General features: G+C 69.1%; 18 protein-coding genes. 6 read left to right on the top strand and 12 right to left on the bottom strand.

Annotation, left to right across the window (positions count from 1 at the left end):
* The first annotated feature begins 130 nt into the window (after positions 1–130).
* Positions 131–646 (top strand): hypothetical protein, encoded by a 516-nt coding sequence (locus tag J2W20_RS11390; RefSeq protein ID WP_373458005.1) that lies wholly within the window; start codon positions 131–133, stop codon positions 644–646.
* A gap of 9 nt (positions 647–655) precedes the next feature.
* Here the strand turns inward: J2W20_RS11390 and J2W20_RS11395 are convergent, their stop codons facing one another.
* The 4 genes from J2W20_RS11395 to J2W20_RS11410 all read right to left on the bottom strand — a co-directional run bounded on the left by J2W20_RS11395 (position 656) and on the right by J2W20_RS11410 (position 4,668).
* Complete coding sequence (locus J2W20_RS11395) at positions 656–1,054, bottom strand: hypothetical protein (RefSeq protein WP_307006721.1); 399 nt, start codon at positions 1,052–1,054, stop codon at positions 656–658.
* 197 nt (positions 1,055–1,251) lie between these two features.
* Positions 1,252–1,629, bottom strand: coding sequence for an OsmC family protein (locus tag J2W20_RS11400; RefSeq protein WP_307006722.1), 378 nt, complete (start codon positions 1,627–1,629; stop codon positions 1,252–1,254).
* A 48-nt stretch (positions 1,630–1,677) separates the two neighbouring features.
* Positions 1,678–3,036 (bottom strand): APC family permease, encoded by a 1,359-nt coding sequence (locus tag J2W20_RS11405; RefSeq protein ID WP_307006724.1) that lies wholly within the window; start codon positions 3,034–3,036, stop codon positions 1,678–1,680.
* Between the two features lie 78 nt (positions 3,037–3,114).
* Complete coding sequence (locus tag J2W20_RS11410; RefSeq protein ID WP_307006725.1) at positions 3,115–4,668, bottom strand: GAF domain-containing protein; 1,554 nt, start codon at positions 4,666–4,668, stop codon at positions 3,115–3,117.
* Between the two features lie 140 nt (positions 4,669–4,808).
* Here J2W20_RS11410 and J2W20_RS11415 point away from each other — a divergent pair, with 140 nt between their 5' ends.
* The 4 genes from J2W20_RS11415 to J2W20_RS11430 are packed head-to-tail and all read left to right on the top strand — an operon-like array spanning position 4,809 to position 8,106.
* A complete protein-coding gene (locus tag J2W20_RS11415; protein ID WP_307006726.1) occupies positions 4,809–5,879 on the top strand; it encodes an amidohydrolase family protein in 1,071 nt (356 codons plus the stop codon).
* Entirely contained in the window at positions 5,876–6,730 is an 855-nt protein-coding gene (locus J2W20_RS11420; protein WP_307006727.1) for a metal-sulfur cluster assembly factor, read from the top strand. The genes J2W20_RS11415 and J2W20_RS11420 overlap by 4 nt, the downstream gene beginning before the upstream one ends.
* A gap of 1 nt (position 6,731) precedes the next feature.
* Entirely contained in the window at positions 6,732–7,766 is a 1,035-nt protein-coding gene (locus tag J2W20_RS11425; RefSeq protein ID WP_307006728.1) for an NAD(P)-dependent alcohol dehydrogenase, read from the top strand.
* 22 nt (positions 7,767–7,788) lie between these two features.
* Complete coding sequence (locus tag J2W20_RS11430; protein WP_307006729.1) at positions 7,789–8,106, top strand: putative quinol monooxygenase; 318 nt, start codon at positions 7,789–7,791, stop codon at positions 8,104–8,106.
* 66 nt (positions 8,107–8,172) lie between these two features.
* Here J2W20_RS11430 and J2W20_RS11435 read toward each other — a convergent pair whose 3' ends face one another.
* The 8 genes from J2W20_RS11435 to J2W20_RS11470 all read right to left on the bottom strand — a co-directional run bounded on the left by J2W20_RS11435 (position 8,173) and on the right by J2W20_RS11470 (position 16,473).
* Entirely contained in the window at positions 8,173–9,066 is an 894-nt protein-coding gene (locus J2W20_RS11435) for a sugar phosphate isomerase/epimerase family protein (RefSeq protein WP_307006730.1), read from the bottom strand.
* A gap of 17 nt (positions 9,067–9,083) precedes the next feature.
* On the bottom strand, positions 9,084–9,869 hold the full coding sequence (locus tag J2W20_RS11440) for an SDR family NAD(P)-dependent oxidoreductase (protein ID WP_307006731.1): 786 nt from the start codon (positions 9,867–9,869) through the stop codon (positions 9,084–9,086).
* 73 nt (positions 9,870–9,942) lie between these two features.
* Entirely contained in the window at positions 9,943–10,923 is a 981-nt protein-coding gene (locus J2W20_RS11445) for a sugar ABC transporter substrate-binding protein (RefSeq protein ID WP_307006732.1), read from the bottom strand.
* Between the two features lie 84 nt (positions 10,924–11,007).
* Positions 11,008–11,976: an ABC transporter permease gene (locus tag J2W20_RS11450; protein ID WP_307006733.1), complete on the bottom strand. Its 969-nt coding sequence runs from the start codon at positions 11,974–11,976 to the stop codon at positions 11,008–11,010.
* Between the two features lie 2 nt (positions 11,977–11,978).
* A complete protein-coding gene (locus J2W20_RS11455; RefSeq protein WP_307006734.1) occupies positions 11,979–13,535 on the bottom strand; it encodes a sugar ABC transporter ATP-binding protein in 1,557 nt (518 codons plus the stop codon).
* Positions 13,532–14,602, bottom strand: a complete 1,071-nt coding sequence (locus tag J2W20_RS11460) for a zinc-dependent alcohol dehydrogenase (RefSeq protein ID WP_307006735.1) — start codon at positions 14,600–14,602, stop codon at positions 13,532–13,534. The genes J2W20_RS11455 and J2W20_RS11460 overlap by 4 nt, the downstream gene beginning before the upstream one ends.
* Positions 14,603–14,629: 27 nt before the next feature.
* Positions 14,630–15,595 (bottom strand): transketolase family protein, encoded by a 966-nt coding sequence (locus tag J2W20_RS11465; protein WP_307006736.1) that lies wholly within the window; start codon positions 15,593–15,595, stop codon positions 14,630–14,632.
* Positions 15,595–16,473, bottom strand: a complete 879-nt coding sequence (locus tag J2W20_RS11470) for a transketolase (RefSeq protein WP_307006737.1) — start codon at positions 16,471–16,473, stop codon at positions 15,595–15,597. The genes J2W20_RS11465 and J2W20_RS11470 overlap by 1 nt, the downstream gene beginning before the upstream one ends.
* A 293-nt stretch (positions 16,474–16,766) precedes the next feature.
* Between J2W20_RS11470 and J2W20_RS11475 the strand changes: the two genes are divergently transcribed.
* Entirely contained in the window at positions 16,767–18,245 is a 1,479-nt protein-coding gene (locus J2W20_RS11475) for an aldehyde dehydrogenase family protein (protein WP_307006739.1), read from the top strand.
* Positions 18,246–18,249 lie beyond the last annotated feature (4 nt).

Consider the following 18,249-nt stretch of genomic DNA (forward strand, 5'->3'; position numbering starts at 1 on the left):
GCCGGCGGCCGCGGCCTGCTGGGGGCGAAGGGCCCGGCTCGGGGCGCGGCCGCGGCGGCGGGACTTGGTGCTCTGAACCGGGCGCCGGCGCCAGCCTAGCCTTGAGACCAGGTCCGTGCAGCGTCCGGGAGTGATCGCCATGAATCCGCTGGTCCAGATGGTGGTGTTCTTCGTCTTCGCCGTCCCCGCATTCCTCGGCAGCGTCCTCGCGGCCCGGTTCCCCTGGGCCAGGCGGGTGGGCCGCGTGGGGACGGGCCTGACCATGCTGCTCGGCGGGGCAGCCGTGAACGCCTCGTTCCTGATCGGGGGCGCCACCTACGCCGACTTCGCCGACGACGCGAAGTTCGCCTGGGTGACGGATGCCTGGCGGGCGGTGGTGCCCGGGGACTACGCCCTCTGGATCGGGCTGCTCATCGCGTTCGAGGCCGTGGCCGGGATCCTGATCCTTTCCGGCGGCCGCCCTGCCCGGGCCGGCCTCGTGGCCGCGATCGCGTTCCACGTGGGGCTCGGGGTGTTCTTCTCGTGGTTCCTGACGTACTACGCGGCGGTCATGCTCGTGGGCATGGGGCTCCTGCTGCGCGCCGAGTGGCGCCCGCGGGCCGCTGCGCCGCTCCGGGCGCCACCGCGGCAGCACCGCCTCGCGTAGGCGTGGACCTCAGTCCTCGTCCTCCCCGTCGTCGTCCTCGTCGTCCGCTTCGGCGAGGTTGAGGGAGGCTGCCTGCAGGATCGCCGCGACGTCCGCGTCCGGCGCGTCCTGCCGGTAGGCCTCGGCCACGGACTTGAAGCCGATCGCCATCCCCAGGACGAGGCGCGTGTAGTCGGGGGCGAGGGCCTCGATGATCTGGCGGATCACCTGGGGAAGGACCTCACGGAGCGCCGCCGCCTGTTCGGGCGAGCCGCCGCTGAAGGTCACGGAGACCGCGTCGTCCACACGGGCCAGGGTCTTGAGGGACTCCTTGAACATCTCCGTCGCCGCGGGGTCTTCCGGCTCCCAGGACAGGGCCGCCGTGAGGACACCGATGCCACGCTGGATCATCTCCGTCTCATCGCTCATGCCCCCATCCTGCCCCGCGGTGCCCCGCTGCAATCCGCGCGGCGCGGGATTCGGTGGCTGGCCGCCGGAAAGTAACCCACCCAGAGGTGCTGGATGGGTTACTTCTTGGAGGCGGGGCCGTCACCTTCCGCCGGTCGCGGCGTGCACCGGACGACGGCGGCCCTCGCCTGCCCGGTCAGCGGCTTCGGTCCGGATCCTCAGCCGACGGCGACCGTGAGCTCCGGGGAGTGCGTGAGTGTCGCGTGGACCGGGCAGTGCTGGCCCGCGCGCAGGAGGGCCTCCCGGTGCTTCTCGCTGAGGCCGTCGGGGAGGACGAGCTCCGCGCGGATCTCGCCCACGCGACGCGGCCGGTTCGCCATGGCGCCGGAGACCCTCACGCTGACCTCGCCCGGGAGGCCGATCCCGTTGCGCTCGGCGTAGTCCACCACCGTCCACAGGATGCACGAGCTCAGCGAGGCCAGCAGCAGCTCGCTCGGCCGCAGGCTGGCGTCCGAGACGACCGTGGCACTGCCCGTGGACACCGTGAACTGGTCGGTCCCGGTGCGGGTTGCGGTGGCGGTGTAGGAATCGGCCATGGGGAGGTTCCTTTTCGGTGGGCGGGGTGAGGGGGAGGCGGGGGAGGCTCAGCGGGTGAGGCCGCGCCGTCGTCCGCGCGCGTACTGCACCGAGGCGGCGGCCGCGCCGACCACGAGCCAGCCCGCGCCGACCAGGAGCGCATTCTGGTTCGCGAACACGACGATCACGGCCAGCACGACGATCGCGAGCGCGGGCACGGCCACGTGCACCAGCCGGCGGGTGCTGCGGCGGCGCACGGCGAAGTAGCCGATGACGGAGGCGTGCAGGAGCAGGAACGCGCTCAGCGCGCCGATCGAGACGGTCGAGGCGAGCAGGTCGAGCCCGTCCGGCTCATAGGCCGCCCACACGGCGAGGACGAGGGTGACGGCGGTGACGAGCGCCGTGGCGAGCATGGGCGAGCCGGACCGGTTGCCCACGCGCGAGAAGGCGCGGGGGAAGCGGCCGTCGCGGGCCATGGTCATGACCACCCGCGACCCGGCGGCCAGCCCCATCATGCCGGCGAAGCTCGCGCCGATCGCCTTCGCGACCGCCAGGAGCGTCGCGAGCCACGGCGCCACCTGGGAGCGGACCACGTCGTAGAACAGCGTGCCCTCCGAGGACGGGTCGGCGGCGAGGTCGGCCGGGGTGGCGGTGGTGAGGAGCTGGATCACGTAGCTCTGGAGGAAGAACAGGACGCCGGCCACCACGAGGCACGCGAGCATCGCCTTGCCCACGACCTTCGCCGCGCCGGCGGTCTCCTCGGCGAAGGTCGCGATCGCGTCGAAGCCCAGGTACGCCATGGCCGCGACCGAGACGGTGCCGACGATGGCCGTGGCGGAGAAGCCCCCCACCCCGGCGAACGGGGCCGCGAGGCTCTGCCGCGCCCCCGACGTGGCGAGGACGGCGAGCGCGCCGACGAGCACGACGGCGAGCACCGCCACCTCGGCGAGGACGACGGCGGCCGCCGCCCGCGCGATCGTCCTGCCGCCGGCGAGGTTGACCGCCGTGGTGACGAGCACGGCGAGCGCCGTGAACGCCCACGCCGGCACGGCGGGCAGGAACGAATGGAGGGCGTAGCCGGTGAAGAGGAACGCGACGCTCGGGATGAGGAGGTAGTCCAGGAGCACCATCCAGCCGGCGATGAAGCCCGCCGGCGCACTCAGCCCCGCTGAGGCGTACGAGTAGACCGATCCGGCCCGCGGTACCGCGGCGGACATCTGGGCGTAGGAGACGGCGGTGAGCGCCATGACGAGGGTCGCGACGAGGTAGACGGACAGGCTCGCGCCCTGGCTCTTGGCGTAGATGGTGCCGAAGATCCCCACCGGTGCGGCGGGGCCGATGAACACGAGTCCGTTGCCGATGAGCTGGCGGAGGCTGAGCGATCTCGGGAGGGAGGTCTGCGGCGGGGTCTGCTGCTGGGCGGTCATGGCTTTCCCTCTCAGTGGTCCTGAGCGCGGCGCGGTCCGGCGGGCGCACCTCCTCGGCAACGGGATGGGCGCCGGGGGCTATTCCCCGGCGGGTCCGGAACCGGGGCGCGGGGCCGTTGGCATGCTGATCCCCAGCCGGGCCATGCGCCGGTAGATGGTGGCCCGGCTGATGCCGATCTCCGTGGCGGCCCCGGCCACGGTGGCTCCCGGGCGCGAGAGGCTGCGGATGATTTCGTCCCGCTCGAGCGCCTCGAGGCGGGTCAGATGGGCCGGCGGCCGGCTGAGGACCTCCGGCGGGAGGTGCTGGAGGTCGATGGTCTCGGCGCGGGAGGCCGCGGACCGGACCGCACGGACCAGCTCGTCCGCGTTGCCGGGCCACTCGTACGCCGTCAGGGCGCGCTCGGCCGCCCGGGTGAAGGAGACCTCGCGCAGCCGGGCCTCGCGGGCGGCATGGCGGGCGATCGGCAGGACGTCGCCGGGGCGCTCCCGCAGCGGGGACAGCTGGACGAGGGCGCCCACGAGCGCGGCGATCGGCGCGGGGAGGTCCGCGAGCTGCTCGGCGGTGACGGCCCACAGGGGGCCGCCACCCGGGGCGGGGGAGCCCGCGTGGACGATCCGCTCCTGTACCTCGTGTGCGGCCCACGCCGGGAGCATGCCGGCATTCTCGAGGACGACTGCGGTGCCCGCCTTGGCGAGCTCGGGCCCCCAGAGGGCGAGCCACGCCTCGACCTCTGCGGGAGCGGGCACATCGACGGTGAGGATGCGCGTGCCCGGGTGGGCCTGCCGCAGGGCCTGGGCGAGCAGGGTGGCCCGCCCGGAGCCGCGTTCGCCGAGGGCGGCCACGGCGTGGCCGGCGGCGAGCGCGCCGGCGGCGGTGGCGGCCACGTCCGCCCAGGCGGGGGACATGGCCCGCAGCGTCTCGGGGGCCGGTTCGAGGCGGCTCCCCTGGATGCGGAAGACGCCGCCCCTGGGCTGGCTGCGCGGGGTGCGGCCCCGGGAGCGGGCGAGCATGAGGGCGGCGGTGCTGCTGGCGGCGGACTGGGCCAGGGCCAGCAGCAGCCCGTGGGACTGCTGGGACCAGGTGGTGATGTTCACGCTGCCCTCGAGCCGGCCCGTCACGGGGTCGAGGACCGGCACCGCGGCGCACGTGTAGGTGGCGAGGCTCGCGTTGTAGTGCTCGGCCGCGCGCACGAGGCTGGGGGTGCGGTCGGCGAGCGCCAGCCCCAGGCCCGTGGTGCCGGCCTCCCGCTCGGAGAACGCGAACCCCGGGGCGAGGTGCACGGCGTCGAGCGCGCGCAGGAGTGAGGCGTCGGAGCTGAAGCGGTTGAGGACGAGGCCGTCGGCGTCGGTGAGCATGAGGCTCACCGGCTCGCCGGCCAGGGTGGCGTGCAGGTCTGTGAGCACTTCGTGGCCGCACTCGAAGAACAGCGAGTCGGAGACCACCTGGCCGGTCCACACCGGGTCGATGGACTCCGGGGAGACGCCGTAGTGCTCGCTGCGCTGCCACGAGGCCAGCAGCCGGCGGGACGCGGGCACCTCCGCCCCGTGCGGGGCCAGGGACGTAGCCGGCGGCCGCGGGTCCTGCTCCGGCATCGGCGACGCCTCCTTGCCCTGGACGCCAGGTTCTCGCACTCCCTCGAGGATAGCCCGCCGCGGGGCCGCCGTGTGATGTGAGTCTCAAAGTGAGACGCCGTCGCGGGCCCGGCGGCCCGGCGTCGTCCCTACCGTGGTGCTACCGCGACTACGGCAGTCGCGGAACGAGGAGGCCAGGCATGTACACCAAGGATGGCGAGAACTACTTCATCGTCGATGCGCACATCGCCCTCTGGGACGCGCGGCCCGAGAACCAGCGCAACATCCACGGCAAGCAGTTCATCGACTGCTTCTACGACTACCACCGCAACCTCTCACCCGAGGAGGAGCTCTGGGGGTACGACGAGTACCTCTACCAGGGCGGCGAGCGGCTCATGAAGGACCTGTTCGAGGACGGCTACGTGGACCACGCGATCTTCCAGCCGGCCTACCTCGGGGAGTTCTACAAGCGGGGCTTCGGGCAGACCAAGGAGGCGTTCGGGCTGGCCTCGGCCCACCCGGACAAGCTCACCTACAACCACTGCTTCGACCCCCGCAACGGCGAGAACGGCCTGGACCAGCTCCGCGCCGACCACGAGCGGATGGGCTTCACCGGGGTCAAGCTCTACACCGCCGAGTGGCACGGCGACTCCCGCGGGTACAAGCTCTCCGACCCGGAGACGTACCTGTACTTCGAGGAGTGCCGGAAGCTGGGCATCAAGAACATCCACGTCCACAAGGGCCCCACCATCCGGCCGCTGGACCGGGACGCCTTCGACGTCGCCGACGTGGACCACGCGGCCTCCGACTTCACCGACCTGAACTTCATCGTGGAGCACGTGGGCCTGCCGCGGCTGGAGGACTTCTGCTGGATCGCCACGCAGGAGCCCAACGTGTACGGCGGCCTGGCGGTGGCGATGCCGTTCATCCACACCCGTCCCCGCTACTTCGCGCAGATCATCGGCGAGCTCATCTACTGGCTCGGCGAGGACCGTATCTTCTTCTCGAGCGACTACGCCCTGTGGACCCCGCGCTGGCTCGTGGAGCGGTTCGTGGACTTCCAGATCCCCGAGGACATGAGCGAGTACGCCCCGCTCACGGTCGCGCAGAAGAAGAAGATCCTGGGCCTGAACGCCGCGGCGATGTACGGCATCCCGGTGCCGGAGGAGCTGCGGCTGCCCGAGGCGGACGAGACCGCCACGGGTCCCCGCCAGCCCGGCGCCGCGGACCTCGGGGCGGCGGAGGCAGCCCAGACCGGGGCCGCGCGGTGACCGCGGTCGAGGCCGAGCGCCCCGCCCCCGGCGCCGCTGCCGATCCCCTGGGCGCAGAGCCCCTGCGCGGAGCCGTCCTCGCCGCCCTCGCCACGGTGTTCGACCCCGAGCTGGACGAGCCGATCACGGACCTCGGGTTCGTCCGCTCGGTCGCGCTCCGGCGGACGGACGACGGCGTGCCGCACCAGGGCGGCCCCGGCGCCGAGGCGGTGGTGCACCTGCGCCTGCCCACCTCGTTCTGCTCGCCCAACTTCGCCTACCTCATGGCCTCCGACGCGAAGGACGCGGTCACCGCCGTCCCCGGGATCCGCAGGGTGGTCGTCGAACTCGACGACCACCACGACTCCGAGCTGATCAACGCCGGCCTCGCCGCCGATGCCGGCTACAGGGGCACGTTCAGGCACGAGGCCGAGCAGGACCTCGAGGAGCTCCGGCTCACCTTCCGCCGGAAGGCGCACACCGCCGCGATGGAGCGCTGCCTCACCGGGCTGCTCCGCGCCGACGCCTCCCTGCCCGAGGCCGCCGTGGGGGCCGTGACCCTCGCCGACCTGCCCGAGGGCCGGCACAAGGACGCCCTGCTGCGCCGGCGGGAGGCGCTGGGCCTGCCCGGCCGGCCCGACGCCGTCGTGCTCGTGGACCACAGCGGCCGGGAGTACGCGCCCGAGGAGGTGCCCCTCGCCCTGCGCCGCGCCCGGTCCACGAGGATCTCGATCGACGGCAACGCCCACTTCTGCCGGGGCCTGCTGCGCACCCGCTACGAGGGCTCCGGGACCGACCAGGCGCCGAGGGCTGACGGCGCCGAGCCGGCGGACTACCATCATCTACTTCCCATCCACGTCAAGGAGAGCTGACATGAGCACGATGCGCGCTGTGCAGGTCGTGGGGTACCACGACGACCTGAAGATGGCCGAGGTCCCCAGGCCCGAGGCGGCCGGGCCGTGGGACGTGGTGGTGCGGATCGGCGGGGCCGGGGTGTGCCGCACCGACCTGCACATCCTCGAGGGGCAGTGGGAGGAGAAGTCCGGGGTGCACCTGCCCTACACGATCGGGCACGAGAACGCGGGCTGGGTCGAGGAGATCGGCAGCGCCGTGAGCAACGTCAAGGTCGGCGACAAGGTGATCCTGCACCCGCTCATCACGTGCGGGCTGTGCCGGGCGTGCCGCTCCGGCGACGACGTGCACTGCGAGAACAGCAGGTTCCCGGGCATCGACACCAACGGCGGCTACGCCGAGTACCTGCTCACCTCCGCCCGCTCGGTGGTGAAGATCGACGACGCGCTCGAGCCGGCCGACGTCGCCGCCCTCGCCGACGCCGGCCTGACCGCCTACCACGCCGCCGCGAAGGCCGCGAAGCGCCTCACGCCCCGGGACACCTGCGTGGTGATCGGCGCCGGCGGCCTCGGGCACATCGGCATCCAAGTCCTCAAGGCGCTCACCCCGGCCCGGATCGTGGTGGTGGACCGCAACCCGGCCGCGCTCGAGCTCGCGAAGTCGATCGGCGCGGACGAGGGAGTCCTCGCCGACGGCTCCCAGGTGGAGAAGGTGCTCGGGCTCACCGGCGGCAACGGGGCCGAGGCCCTGATCGACTTCGTCGGCGAGGGCGGCGCGACCGCCGAGGGCGTGCAGATGCTGCGCCGGGCCGGCGACTACTACGTGGTGGGCTACGGGGAGAACATCGACATCCCCACGATCGACATCATCTCCACCGAGATCAACATCATCGGCAACCTCGTGGGCTCCTACAACGACCTGCAGGACCTCATGGCCCTCGCCGCCCGCGGCGCCGTCACCCTGCACACCCAGAAGTACGCGCTCGCGGACTTCCAGCAGGCCATCTCCGACCTCGACGCCGGCAAGGTCCGCGGCCGCGCCATCCTCGTCCCGTAACCCGATCTCAGGAAGGATCCCCGTGATCTACATCAGCGCCAAATTCCCGGTCAAGCCCGAGCACGCCGACGCGTGGCCGGAGATCTCCCGCGAGTTCACCGAGGCCACCAACGCCGAGGACGGCTGCCTGTTCTTCGAGTGGTCCCGGTCCCTCGCCGACCCCACCACGTACGTGCTCCTCGAGGCGTTCCGCGACGACGAGGCCGGCGGCGAGCACGTGAAGTCAGCGCACTTCAAGAAGGCCACGGAGGAGCTGCCCGCGTACCTCGCGCGGACACCGGACATCATCAACGTCAAGGTGGACGGCTGGTCCGAGCTGGGCGAACTCGCCGTCAAGTAGGCGCGGAAGGCGGATCGGCGGGCGGACGACGGCGGGTGGGGCCCGGCGTCGTCCGCCCGCCCTCCTCTAGCCGGACATCTCCTCCGAGGCCCCCGCCGCGGCCCAGGCCTCGTCGACAAGCCGCTTTGCGGCGGCCGCGATCGCCATCCCGTCGGCGTAGGGGGAGCGCCAGATGGCGAGCATGTCGCCCGCCTCGGGACGGAGCACCGAGCGCGAGAACGCTTCTACGCCGACGCGGCCGCCGTAGCCGTCGCGGAACGCTGAAGCGAGCACGCGTGGCAGGTCGACGGCGCCCGAGGACACATCGCCTCGGCCCGACTGCCCGACCTCGAGATAGCCGAGCTTGGGCAGGGCGTGCCGGATGGCTCCCTCGAGGTCCTCCTCCTCAACGGCCATGTGGAAGGTGTCGAGATGGATCTGCAGGTGGTCTGAGCCGCTTGCGGCGACGAACTCGCGGGCCTGCTCGGCGGTGTTCACGACCGACGTCTCATACCGGTTGAGCACCTCGAAGGTCATGCGCACGCCGTGCGCGTGGGCATAGTCGGCCACTGCGCCGACCGCCGAGGCCGCGCGCCGGAACGTCTCCTCGGACGTGCGTCCCCGAGGGTGCCCAAAGAGCCCATACGGCACCCCGTTCATCTGGTCGCCGCCGAGGTCCGCGGTGAACTCGACAAGGCGCTGCAGGCTCTTGGCCCCCGCCCGGCGGATGTCGGGATCCTCCGAGGAGACGTCGGCGTCCGGTCGCTGTCCCGCGATGGTGACGACGCCGAGCCCCCGATCCGAGAGCAGGCGGCGCACCTTCCTGGCATCCGTCGCGTGGGGATCGAGCGGCGGCATCACGATCCGTGCGTAGCCGAGCGCTGCGAGCGCGTCGAGCGCGGCCGGGAGTCCCGGGTCCTCGAGGTCGGGCATGACAACGTTGAGGTGGCATGCGACGTCAGGCGTGGTGGGGTCGGTCATGCGCTGTGGCCTTTGCTCTAGAAGACGGGCAGTTCGAGGCGCTGCTTGAACACCGAATAGCCGTCGTCGACGTGCACGACGGTCCCATTGATGGCGTTTGCCTCGTCCGAGGCGAGGAAGGCCACGACATCGGCGATCTCGTCCGGCTCGGTCATCTTGCCGCGCAGCTGCTCGGCCGCGAACGTCGACTTCAGTTCCTCGCTGAATTGGTTGATGATCGGGGTTCCCACTCGACCGGGGGTGATGGCGACGGCCCGGATACCGTACTCGGCAAGCTCGTAGGCAGCCGACCGGGTGAAGGAGATGACCGCGGCCTTCGCTGCACTGTAGGTGAAGGAGAGCTCCGCGGCCTGCTCGCCGTAGATCGAAGACGTGCTGATGATGACGCCACCTGTGCCCTGCGCCCTGAACTGGCGGCCGGCTGCGAGGATGCCATAGTAGACGCCGTTCTGGTCGATGCGGATCATCGGCTCGTAATCGGCCGCGGGGTCGTGCTCCAGCAGCGGCTTGCCTCCGGCAATTCCCGCGTTGTTGAAGATGACGTCGAGGCGCCCGAAGACCCGCACAGCCTCGGCGACGGCGGCCTCGACCTCCGCGTAGGCGGAGACGTCGACACCGACAGCCGCAAGCGAGCCGTTGTGGCCCTCTTCGGCGATCTGCCGGGCGGCCTTCTCCGCACCCGCCTTGTCGATATCGGCGATCATGACCTTCGCACCCTCGCGGACGAACTTCCGCACCGTCGCCAAGCCGATTCCGCTGGCTCCGCCGGTGATGAGCGCTACCTTGCCGTCAAGACGCATCATGTCCTCTTTCTTCAGCTCATGGTGGTGGGGGTGGGGGGCGGCGCGTGCCACCCCCCACGTGGCGTGCAGAGGGCTAGCCCAGCTTGTCCGAAGGCGTCACGCTCGCGGCATTGGAGGCGTCGACGATGGCCGCATCCACCGCCTTGAACCGCTCCTTCGGCAGCGTCTTGTCCTTCTGGTAGGCCGTGACGTCCTTGATGACCTCATCCGTGATGGACGGCCACGGCTGGTTGATCGTGGCCAGGAAGTTTCCTCCCGACTTGATCTGGGCGAGGGCCTCGCTTGTCGCGTCCACGCCCGTGACCTTCGCACTCGAGCGGGCCTCGGAGAGTGCCTTGGTTGCGCCGAGAGCGGCGTCGTCCCAGCCGACCCACACGGCGTCGAGCCCGTTCGGGTGAGCGCTCAGGTAGTCGGCGACCAGGGCGAGGGCTTCGGTGCGCCCGGTCGCCGGCGACTTGACCTTCTGGATGTCTCCGCCCGCGATGTTCGCACCGGCCGCCTTGAGCTCCTTCTCCGCGAGGCTGGCCCGCATACGGATCCCGGGGTGCGGATCGTGGCCGATCACCATGACGTTCTTGCCCTTGAGGCCACCGAGGGACTTGTCGAGAGCGCCGACCGTGGTGTCAGCGATCTGCTGCTGGTTGGTGGTGATGTTGACGGCGAATCCGTCGGTGTCCGAGGTCGAGCTGTCGACGGCAAAGATGGGAATGCCGGCGTCCTTCGCCGCTGAGACGATGGAACCGATCGACGCAATATCGGTGTAGCCGTCCAGAATGGCATCCGCGCCCTGGCCGATGGCGCTTTCAACGGCGGGATTCATTTTCTGGAAGTCGAAATCACCCTGGATCATCGTGAGGTTCCACCCCAGCTCTTTGGCCTTGGCTGTCACCGCCTTGACCCACCATGCGCCGATAGGCGTTTGGTTGCCCGAGGTAAAGGCGATGACCTTGAACGGCTTGCCTGATGAACTTCCTCCTGCGGCGCCTCCGCAGCCTGTCAGGAAGAGAGTCGCCGCGGCGATGAGGGCCACGAACATCCCGAATTTTGCACGCATGTATCTACTCCTTTGTGATGATTGCGTTTCTTTGTCTCGTATTCCGGCGCGTCCTGATGCTGCAGGCGCCGCCGACGGCGGCCGTTACCGGCGGCGCGTCCGAAGGGAGGAGAGCGTCACGGCCGCGATGATGATCGCGCCTGTCACCACCTGTTGGACGTACGAATTGACCCCGAGGATGTTCAGTCCGTTGCTCATCACGCCGATGATGGCGACTCCCACCATCGTTCCTCCGAGATTCGCAGCCCCGGATTTGATGACGGTCATGCCGAGGAACACCGCCGCGACCGAGAACATCATGTTGTCGCTCCCCTGAACGGCGCTCGCGCTCCCGAGCCTCGCAGCCAGGAGGATGCCGCCGAGGGCGGAGATCAGGCCTGCGATCGCGAAGGCGAGCATGCGCGCGAACCTGACGTTGACTCCTGAGAGCCGCGACACCTCGACGTTCCCGCCGATTGCGTGCCACCGGCGCCCAGTGGTGGTGAACTGCAGTACGGCCCACAGCACGACCGAGATGACGATGGCGATGTACACGGGCAACGGGATGTTGAGCAGTCGTCCCTGACCCAGATAGTTGAAGCCGGTCGGGAGATTGAACAGAGTCGTCCCGGCGGTCACGAGGTATGCGAGTCCTACCACCGAGGTCATTGTCGCGAGGGTCGCAACAAACGCCGAAAGGTTCACGTAGGCGATGAGGAGCCCGTTGACAAGGCCCACCAGGAGGCCGACTCCCAGCCCTGAGAGGATGGCCATCTCAGTAGGCGTTCCGTTCAGCATCATGGAGGCGCTCACTGCGCCAGCAAGGCTTGAGGTCGCACCGACGGAGAGGTCGAAGTCGCCGACCACCATGACCACGGTCTGGGCCCCGGCGATGATCGCGAGGATCGAGATCTGGAACAGGATGTTCTTCACGTTCACGAAGGTGAGGAAGACATCCGGGCGCATCGCGAAGAAGAAGGCGATGAGGACGATGAGGGCAACCACGGTGCCCCCATGCAGGAGCACACGGCCGGCCGACCGGACCGGGCTGATGGCTGACGTGGTTGTTGTCATGGTCATTCTGACTTTCCGTAGCAGTACGAAAGGAGGAGTTCGTCGTCGGCGACCTCGGCGGCAACCTCTCCCGAGATCCCGCCCTCGTGCATGATGAGAATCCGATCGCTCATGCCGATCAGCTCGGGGAGTTCGGAGCTGACCGCGATCACCGCAGTGCCCTCGCGGGCCAGGTCGCGGATCAGCCGGTAGATCTCCGCTTTCGTGCCCACATCGATCCCCCGCGTGGGCTCGTCCATGAGGAGGACCTTGGGGCGGCGGGCCAGCATCTTCGCCAGCACCACCTTCTGCTGGTTGCCTCCGGACAGCTCTCCTACGTGTTGCCGAGGATTCCTCGCCTTGATCTGCAGGTCTCGCATCCCCCGGTTGGCGATGTCGGCGATTCGACCGCCGGAGACGAGTCCCAGACTGCTCACCGCGGGCATGTTGGCGAGCGCGATGTTGTCCTGGATCGATGCGCCTAGGATGACTCCTTCGCTGCGGCGCTCCTCCGGGACCAGCGCGATCCCTGCCCTGAGGGCCTTGGCCACGCCGGGCGAGCGGGGGAGCGGGGCGCCGCCGACCGTGACGGTGCCGGACTTGTGCTTCTGCGCTCCCGAGAGGATCCGCAGCAGTTCGCTTCGACCCGACCCCGCCAGCCCGCCGATTCCCAGAACTTCGCCCGCTCTGACTGTGAAGGAGACGTCCTTCACACGCGAGCCGTGGAGGCCCTCGACGGACAGCGCTACCGCCGACGTGGCCGTGCCCCTCGGTGGGTAAAGCTGGCCGGCCGAACGGCCCACCATGGCCGAGATGACCTCGTCGATCGTGGAGTCCGCGACCGTCTTCGTGAGAATCGTCTCGCCGTTGCGCATGATCGTGATCCGGTCACAGAGCTCGAAGACCTCCTCGAGGCGATGAGAGACGTAGACGATCGCCACGCCTTGGTCCCGGAGCGAGCGGAGCACGGTGAACAGGTCCTGGATCTCGGAATCGGTGAGCGAGGCGGTCGGCTCGTCGAGGATCAGGACACGCGCCTCGGCGGCAAGGGCGCGGGCCACGGCGACCATGGTCTGCTGGACGGGCGAGAGCTCGCCCGCAAGCTGCCCGAGGGGGATCTTCTGGTTGAGGCTGTCCAGAAGTTCCTGCGCCCTGCGGCGCAGCAGCTTCCACCGGACGAGACCGCCCCTGCTGGGCGTCTGCTCGCCAAGGAGAATGTTCTCCGCGACGCTGACTGTCGGGATGGTCGAGAGCTCCTGGTAGAGCGCGACGACGCCGGCGGCCTGCCCCTTCCGGACGCTCGAGAACTCAACGGCCTCGCCGTCGCGCAGGATCACACCCGAGTCCGGCGCATAGACGCCGGTGAGGATCTTGATCAGCGTCGACTTGCCTGCGCCGTTCTCGCCGAGCAGTGCGTGGATCTCTCCCGGCTGCACCGACATCTTCGCTCCGCGGAGCGCGTGCACCCCTTCGAAGCTCTTGACGATCCCACGCGCTTCGAGCGCCGCGCGCGGCTCCTCGACGCCCATCTGCGCTGCCCCTCGGATCGCGGTAACGAGGGGGCTCTCCTGATCCGTCATGCCTGCCTCCCGGTGTCCGCGACGTCGTTGCAGCGGATGACCACCTTGGGATGGACGCCGCTGACGTGGACCCGGAACGCCTCCGCCGCGTCCTCGAGGTCGAAGACGGCCTGGGTCAGCTCTGCCAGCTGAAGGTGCGGGAGGATCTGCAGCGCGCGGGGGAAGGCATACGGGGAGACGAACACGCCGGTGAGGGTCAGTTCCTTGAGATACAGGTACTCCGAGAGATTCAGCGGCATCTCGAACTCGTGGGGGTACATGGCCCCGTAGACGACGGTGGCGCCCTTGGCTGCGATGTCCAGCAGACCGCGCACCGCCCGCGGTGACCCGGAGGCGTCGATGACGACGTCGAAGCCAAGGCCGCCCGTGATCTCCTGAGCGCGGTGCAGCTGGTCCTCCGCGACTGGATCGATCACCACGTCGGCCCCGTGCCGCCTGCCCATTTCCCGGCGCTCGGCCATCGGCTCGATGAGCGTCAGCGAGGTGGCCCCGTGCATCTTCATGACCTGCAGGACGAGCTGTCCGATCGGCCCCCCGCCGCAGACCGCCACCCTGTCGCCGACCTTGATGTTGGTCTTGTCAGCGATGCGCACCGCTACCGAGGTGGGCTCGAGGAGGCATCCCTCGAGGAGGGAGACCTCCTCGGGCAGTCGGTACAGCTGCGATTCGTGCCAGGTCACCGTCTCGGACATGCCTGGCCGGTTGTACTCCTGGATGTACTCGCAGAACTGCTGGCGGCCCGCGCGGCAGGGGGTGCACGTCCCGCAGAACCGAAGGAAGTTCCCCGCGACCCGGTCGCCAACGCGCAGGCCGGTCCGGTGCGCGCGTTCCCCGAGGGCCTCGACGATCCCGGACAGCTCGTGGCCGAGGCCGATCGGCACGTCCTCGCCGAAGAACCCCTCCGCGAGGTGCGGGTCCGAGCCGCAGATCGCCGCGTAGGCGACCCGCACGCGTACGTCCTCAGGTCCGAGGTGCTGGTCCGGGAAGTCGACGACGCCGATCCGGCCCCGGGTTGCCTCGTCGGGATCGCGAAGGCTGCCGATCTTGGTGACGGCGACAGTTCTCATGGTCTCTCCCTTGAGCTCGAGCTGACGTCAGGAAGCCGCGCGGACGGCCCGGTGGACGGCGGCGACGGTGGCGGAGAGGCCGTACCCGTGCTTGTCGCGCAGCTGCTCGTCCTCACCGAAGCCGGCGTACACCTGGGGGATGCCGAGCCGTTCGAAGGCCTGGAGGTGGATGCCGCGGTCTGCGACCACGTCGGCAATCCGCGAGGCCAGACCGCCATAGGCGAGGTGGTCCTCGAGAACGACGAACCTGCCGCCGGTCTCCTCGGCGCAGCGGACGACAAGCTCCTCGTCGATGGGCTTGAGGGTGAACATGTCCACGACGCGCACCGACACCCCGTCCCGGGCGAGGTCCTCGGCAGCCTGGAGGGCCTGCGCAACGACGGTGCCGTGCGTGAAGATCGTCGCGTCCGTGCCGTCCGCGGCGAGGATGCCCTTGCCGATCGTCACCTCATGCTGGCCGGGCTCGTAGAGCACCTTGTCCTTCTTGCCGACGGCGAGGCGGATGTAGATCGGGCCCGCCATGGACATGGACTGGCGGATGACCTCGCCCACCATCAGGGGATCCCCGATGGAGGTCACCGTCATGTTCGTGAGGGCGCACATGAGGGCGAGGTCTTCGACCGCGTAGTGGGTGGAGCCGCCGTTGCCGACCAGTCCGCCGTGGGTGCCGATGATCTTCACCGGCAGGCTGGGGTAGCAGACGTCGCTGCGCACCTGCTCGAGGGCCCGCATGCTCAGGAATGGCAGCATTCCGGAGACCACCGGGATGTTCCCGTCGTAGGCGAGGCCGGCGGCGATGCCCACGCAGGCCTGCTCGGCCAGCCCGACGTCGATGAAGCGGTCTGGGTACTTGTCGCGGAACTCGACGAGGGTCGCGCCGATATCCGGGGTGAGGACCCAGAGGTTGTCATGGGTGTCGCCGAGCTCGGCGAGGGTCGATCCGATGACGGACCGGGCAGAGAGCATCTCTCCGAATGTGAACGTGACCGGCATCAGACCGTCTCCTTCTTGCGCGAGGCTTCGAGGGCGGACATGGCCCGCTCCAGATCAGCGGCTCCCAGGGAACCGGCGTGCCAGGCGAGGTTCCGCTCCATGAAGTCGACCCCCTTGCCCTTGACCGTTTCGCAGATCACGACGGTGGGACGCTTGCTGTCGGTGGCCGGCAGGTGGTCGATCGCGTCCACGAGCTGCTTCATGTCATGGCCGTCGATCACCACGACGTTCCACCCGAAGGCCGCCCACTTGTCCGGGTAGGGCTCGAACACGACCCTCTCCTCGGCGAAGCTCGTCATGAGCTGGCGGTTGCGGTCCACAAAGGCCACCAGGTTGCCCAGCTCGTTGCTGCGGGCCGCCTGGGCGGCCTCCCAGACCGAACCCTCTCCGGTCTCGCCGTCGCCGAGCAGGCAGGCCACCCTGTGGGGCTCGTTGCGTCCGCGCGCGCTGAGGGCCATGCCTACCGCCAGGGGCAGCCCGTGCCCGAGCGAGCCGGTCGAACATTCGACGCCGGGCAGTTGGACCTTGCAGGGGTGCATCCCGTACGCGCTGTCGAGCTGGCCATACGTGCTGACGATCTCCTCGTAGGGGAAGAACCCGCGCATCGCCATGGCAATGTACATGCAGACCGCGGCGTGGCCCTTGCTGAGCACGAAGCGGTCCCGGAGCGGATTGGTGATGTCGGTGGGATCGACATTCAATCCGTAATGGAAGAGGGCGGTGAAGATATCGGCTGCGGAAAGATCGCCGCCGATATGAACGGCCCCCTCATATGTTCCGCAGAGTTGCAGGAGCTTTGATCTCAGTTCGAAGGCAAGGTCTTCAAGCTCATCTACGGTGTGCGGATTTCCGCCCGTTGGCAGGCTCATCTGGCCCATCACATGCCTCTCCATTGAATGACATTGATGTCGGTTGCCGCCCGAGTGTGGCGTCTTCGTCGACTCACATTGATTCCGGATTGGGGGGTGTCTCCAAGCCGGCAGGAACGACGCTACACCGGTGTTTACATCTAAACAAGATTAGATCTAAACTGATTTTCCGGACTCCGTTACCGGTGGTTGCATGCCTGCTCGGCGAGCCCGGACTGCTTCCGAAGGGGTGCTCGTCGCCACATGGAAGCCTCTTCAGATCTGACACAGAGAGGTGCTTGATCGTCATGAGTGATGGAAGCGTGGACGTCGCCGTGCGCACGGGACTATTCATCGGGGGCCGCGAGCGGGAGACGGCAGAGGTGCTGCCCGTGCTCGATCCGGCGAAGGCCGGCCGGATTGTGGGAGAGGCGGCGTCAGCATCGCCGTCGGAGGCCGCCGAGGCGGTGGCCGCCGCCAAGGAGGCATTCCCCGCGTGGGCCGCTCTGCCGGCGACCGAGCGGGCTGCGATGATGGCCACGGCCATCCAGGGCATCGCTGAAGCCCGCGACGAGGACGCCGCAATCCTCTCCCAGGAGAACGGCAAGGTGCGGTTCGAGGCTTGGGTGGACTCACTCGTCTTCGAACTCCGCTGGAACCTCGCGCTTGCGCTCGCCGAAGAGGTGGATCGGCACAAGGTGCTCGAGCCGGCCCCCGGGATTCCCGTGACTACCGAAGTCTCTTACCAGCCTCTTGGCGTGGTCACGGTCATCGTCCCGTTCAACTGGCCGATCGCGATTCTCGGGGCCGCGCTGCCCCACGCGCTCCTCGCGGGAAACACCGCGATCGTGAAGCCGCCGCCCTCGGCACCGCTGGCTACTGTCAGGGTGGTCCAGCGGATTGCGGAGCAGCTGCCTCCCGGCGTGCTCAACGTCATCACCGGCGAGGACAAGAACATGACGGCGCTGATCCAGAACACCGATGTAGCCAAGGTCTGCTTCACGGGCAGCGTCAACGGGGGCAGGCGAATCATGGAGATGGCGGCCAAGTCCCTCACGCGGGTCACCCTCGAACTCGGCGGGAACGACGCAGCGATTCTCCTCGAGGATGCAGTACTCGACGACACGCACCTGGACCGTCTCTACGCGGCGATCTATGACACGACCGGGCAGATCTGCATGAATGCCAAGCGCGTCTTCGTGCATCGGTCCCGGATCGACGAGCTCGTGGCGGGCCTGTCGGCGCGGCTCGAGAAGGTGGTCGTCGGCTACGGCCTCGAGGAGGGCACCACGATGGGCCCCCTGCACTCTCCCGTCCAGAAGACCTTCGTCGATGAGCTCATCCGGGAGGCCAAGGAGTCGGGAGCCGAGGTGCGCGAATTCGGCAGTCTTCCCGGCGGGGAGCTCGCGGACGGGAATTTCGTGCGCCCGGCGATCGTCATTGATCCCCAGCCATCGCTCCGGGTCGTGACAGAGGAGCAGTTCGGTCCCGTCATCCCGGTGATCCCCTTCGACACCGAGGCAGAGGCCGTTGACCTGGCCAACGGCACGTGGGGAGGCCTCTGTGGGTCTGTCTGGACGTCGTCCCCCGATTCGGCGCGCCGCATCGGTGCGCAGCTGGTCTGCGGCTACGTGTGGGTCAACGATCACGGTGCGACACGCCTTGATCTGCGGGCGCCATTCGGCGGCATGAAGCAGTCTGGAATGGGCCGAGAGCAGGGCATTGAAGGTATCAGGGCGTTCCAGGACACTCGATCCATCGCAACCCTCGACGAAGCCGCCATCGCTTCGGCTTCCCAGTGAGCCC

This window comes from Sinomonas atrocyanea (assembly GCF_030812675.1).
GTDB classification, from domain to species: Bacteria; Actinomycetota; Actinomycetes; order Actinomycetales; family Micrococcaceae; genus Sinomonas; species Sinomonas atrocyanea_B.

Excerpts from the sequence above, each read along its gene's own strand:
- J2W20_RS11395 (WP_307006721.1), bottom strand. The coding sequence starts at position 1,054 with ATGAGCGATGAGACGGAGATGATCCAGCGTGGCATCGGTGTCCTCACG.
- J2W20_RS11400 (WP_307006722.1), bottom strand. The coding sequence starts at position 1,629 with ATGGCCGATTCCTACACCGCCACCGCAACCCGCACCGGGACCGACCAG.
- J2W20_RS11405 (WP_307006724.1), bottom strand. The coding sequence starts at position 3,036 with ATGACCGCCCAGCAGCAGACCCCGCCGCAGACCTCCCTCCCGAGATCG.
- J2W20_RS11415 (WP_307006726.1), top strand. The coding sequence starts at position 4,809 with ATGTACACCAAGGATGGCGAGAACTACTTCATCGTCGATGCGCACATC.
- J2W20_RS11425 (WP_307006728.1), top strand. The coding sequence starts at position 6,732 with ATGAGCACGATGCGCGCTGTGCAGGTCGTGGGGTACCACGACGACCTG.
- J2W20_RS11435 (WP_307006730.1), bottom strand. The coding sequence starts at position 9,066 with ATGACCGACCCCACCACGCCTGACGTCGCATGCCACCTCAACGTTGTC.
- J2W20_RS11440 (WP_307006731.1), bottom strand. The coding sequence starts at position 9,869 with ATGATGCGTCTTGACGGCAAGGTAGCGCTCATCACCGGCGGAGCCAGC.
- J2W20_RS11445 (WP_307006732.1), bottom strand. The coding sequence starts at position 10,923 with ATGCGTGCAAAATTCGGGATGTTCGTGGCCCTCATCGCCGCGGCGACT.
- J2W20_RS11450 (WP_307006733.1), bottom strand. The coding sequence starts at position 11,976 with ATGACAACAACCACGTCAGCCATCAGCCCGGTCCGGTCGGCCGGCCGT.
- J2W20_RS11455 (WP_307006734.1), bottom strand. The coding sequence starts at position 13,535 with ATGACGGATCAGGAGAGCCCCCTCGTTACCGCGATCCGAGGGGCAGCG.
- J2W20_RS11460 (WP_307006735.1), bottom strand. The coding sequence starts at position 14,602 with ATGAGAACTGTCGCCGTCACCAAGATCGGCAGCCTTCGCGATCCCGAC.
- J2W20_RS11465 (WP_307006736.1), bottom strand. The coding sequence starts at position 15,595 with ATGCCGGTCACGTTCACATTCGGAGAGATGCTCTCTGCCCGGTCCGTC.
- J2W20_RS11470 (WP_307006737.1), bottom strand. The coding sequence starts at position 16,473 with ATGGGCCAGATGAGCCTGCCAACGGGCGGAAATCCGCACACCGTAGAT.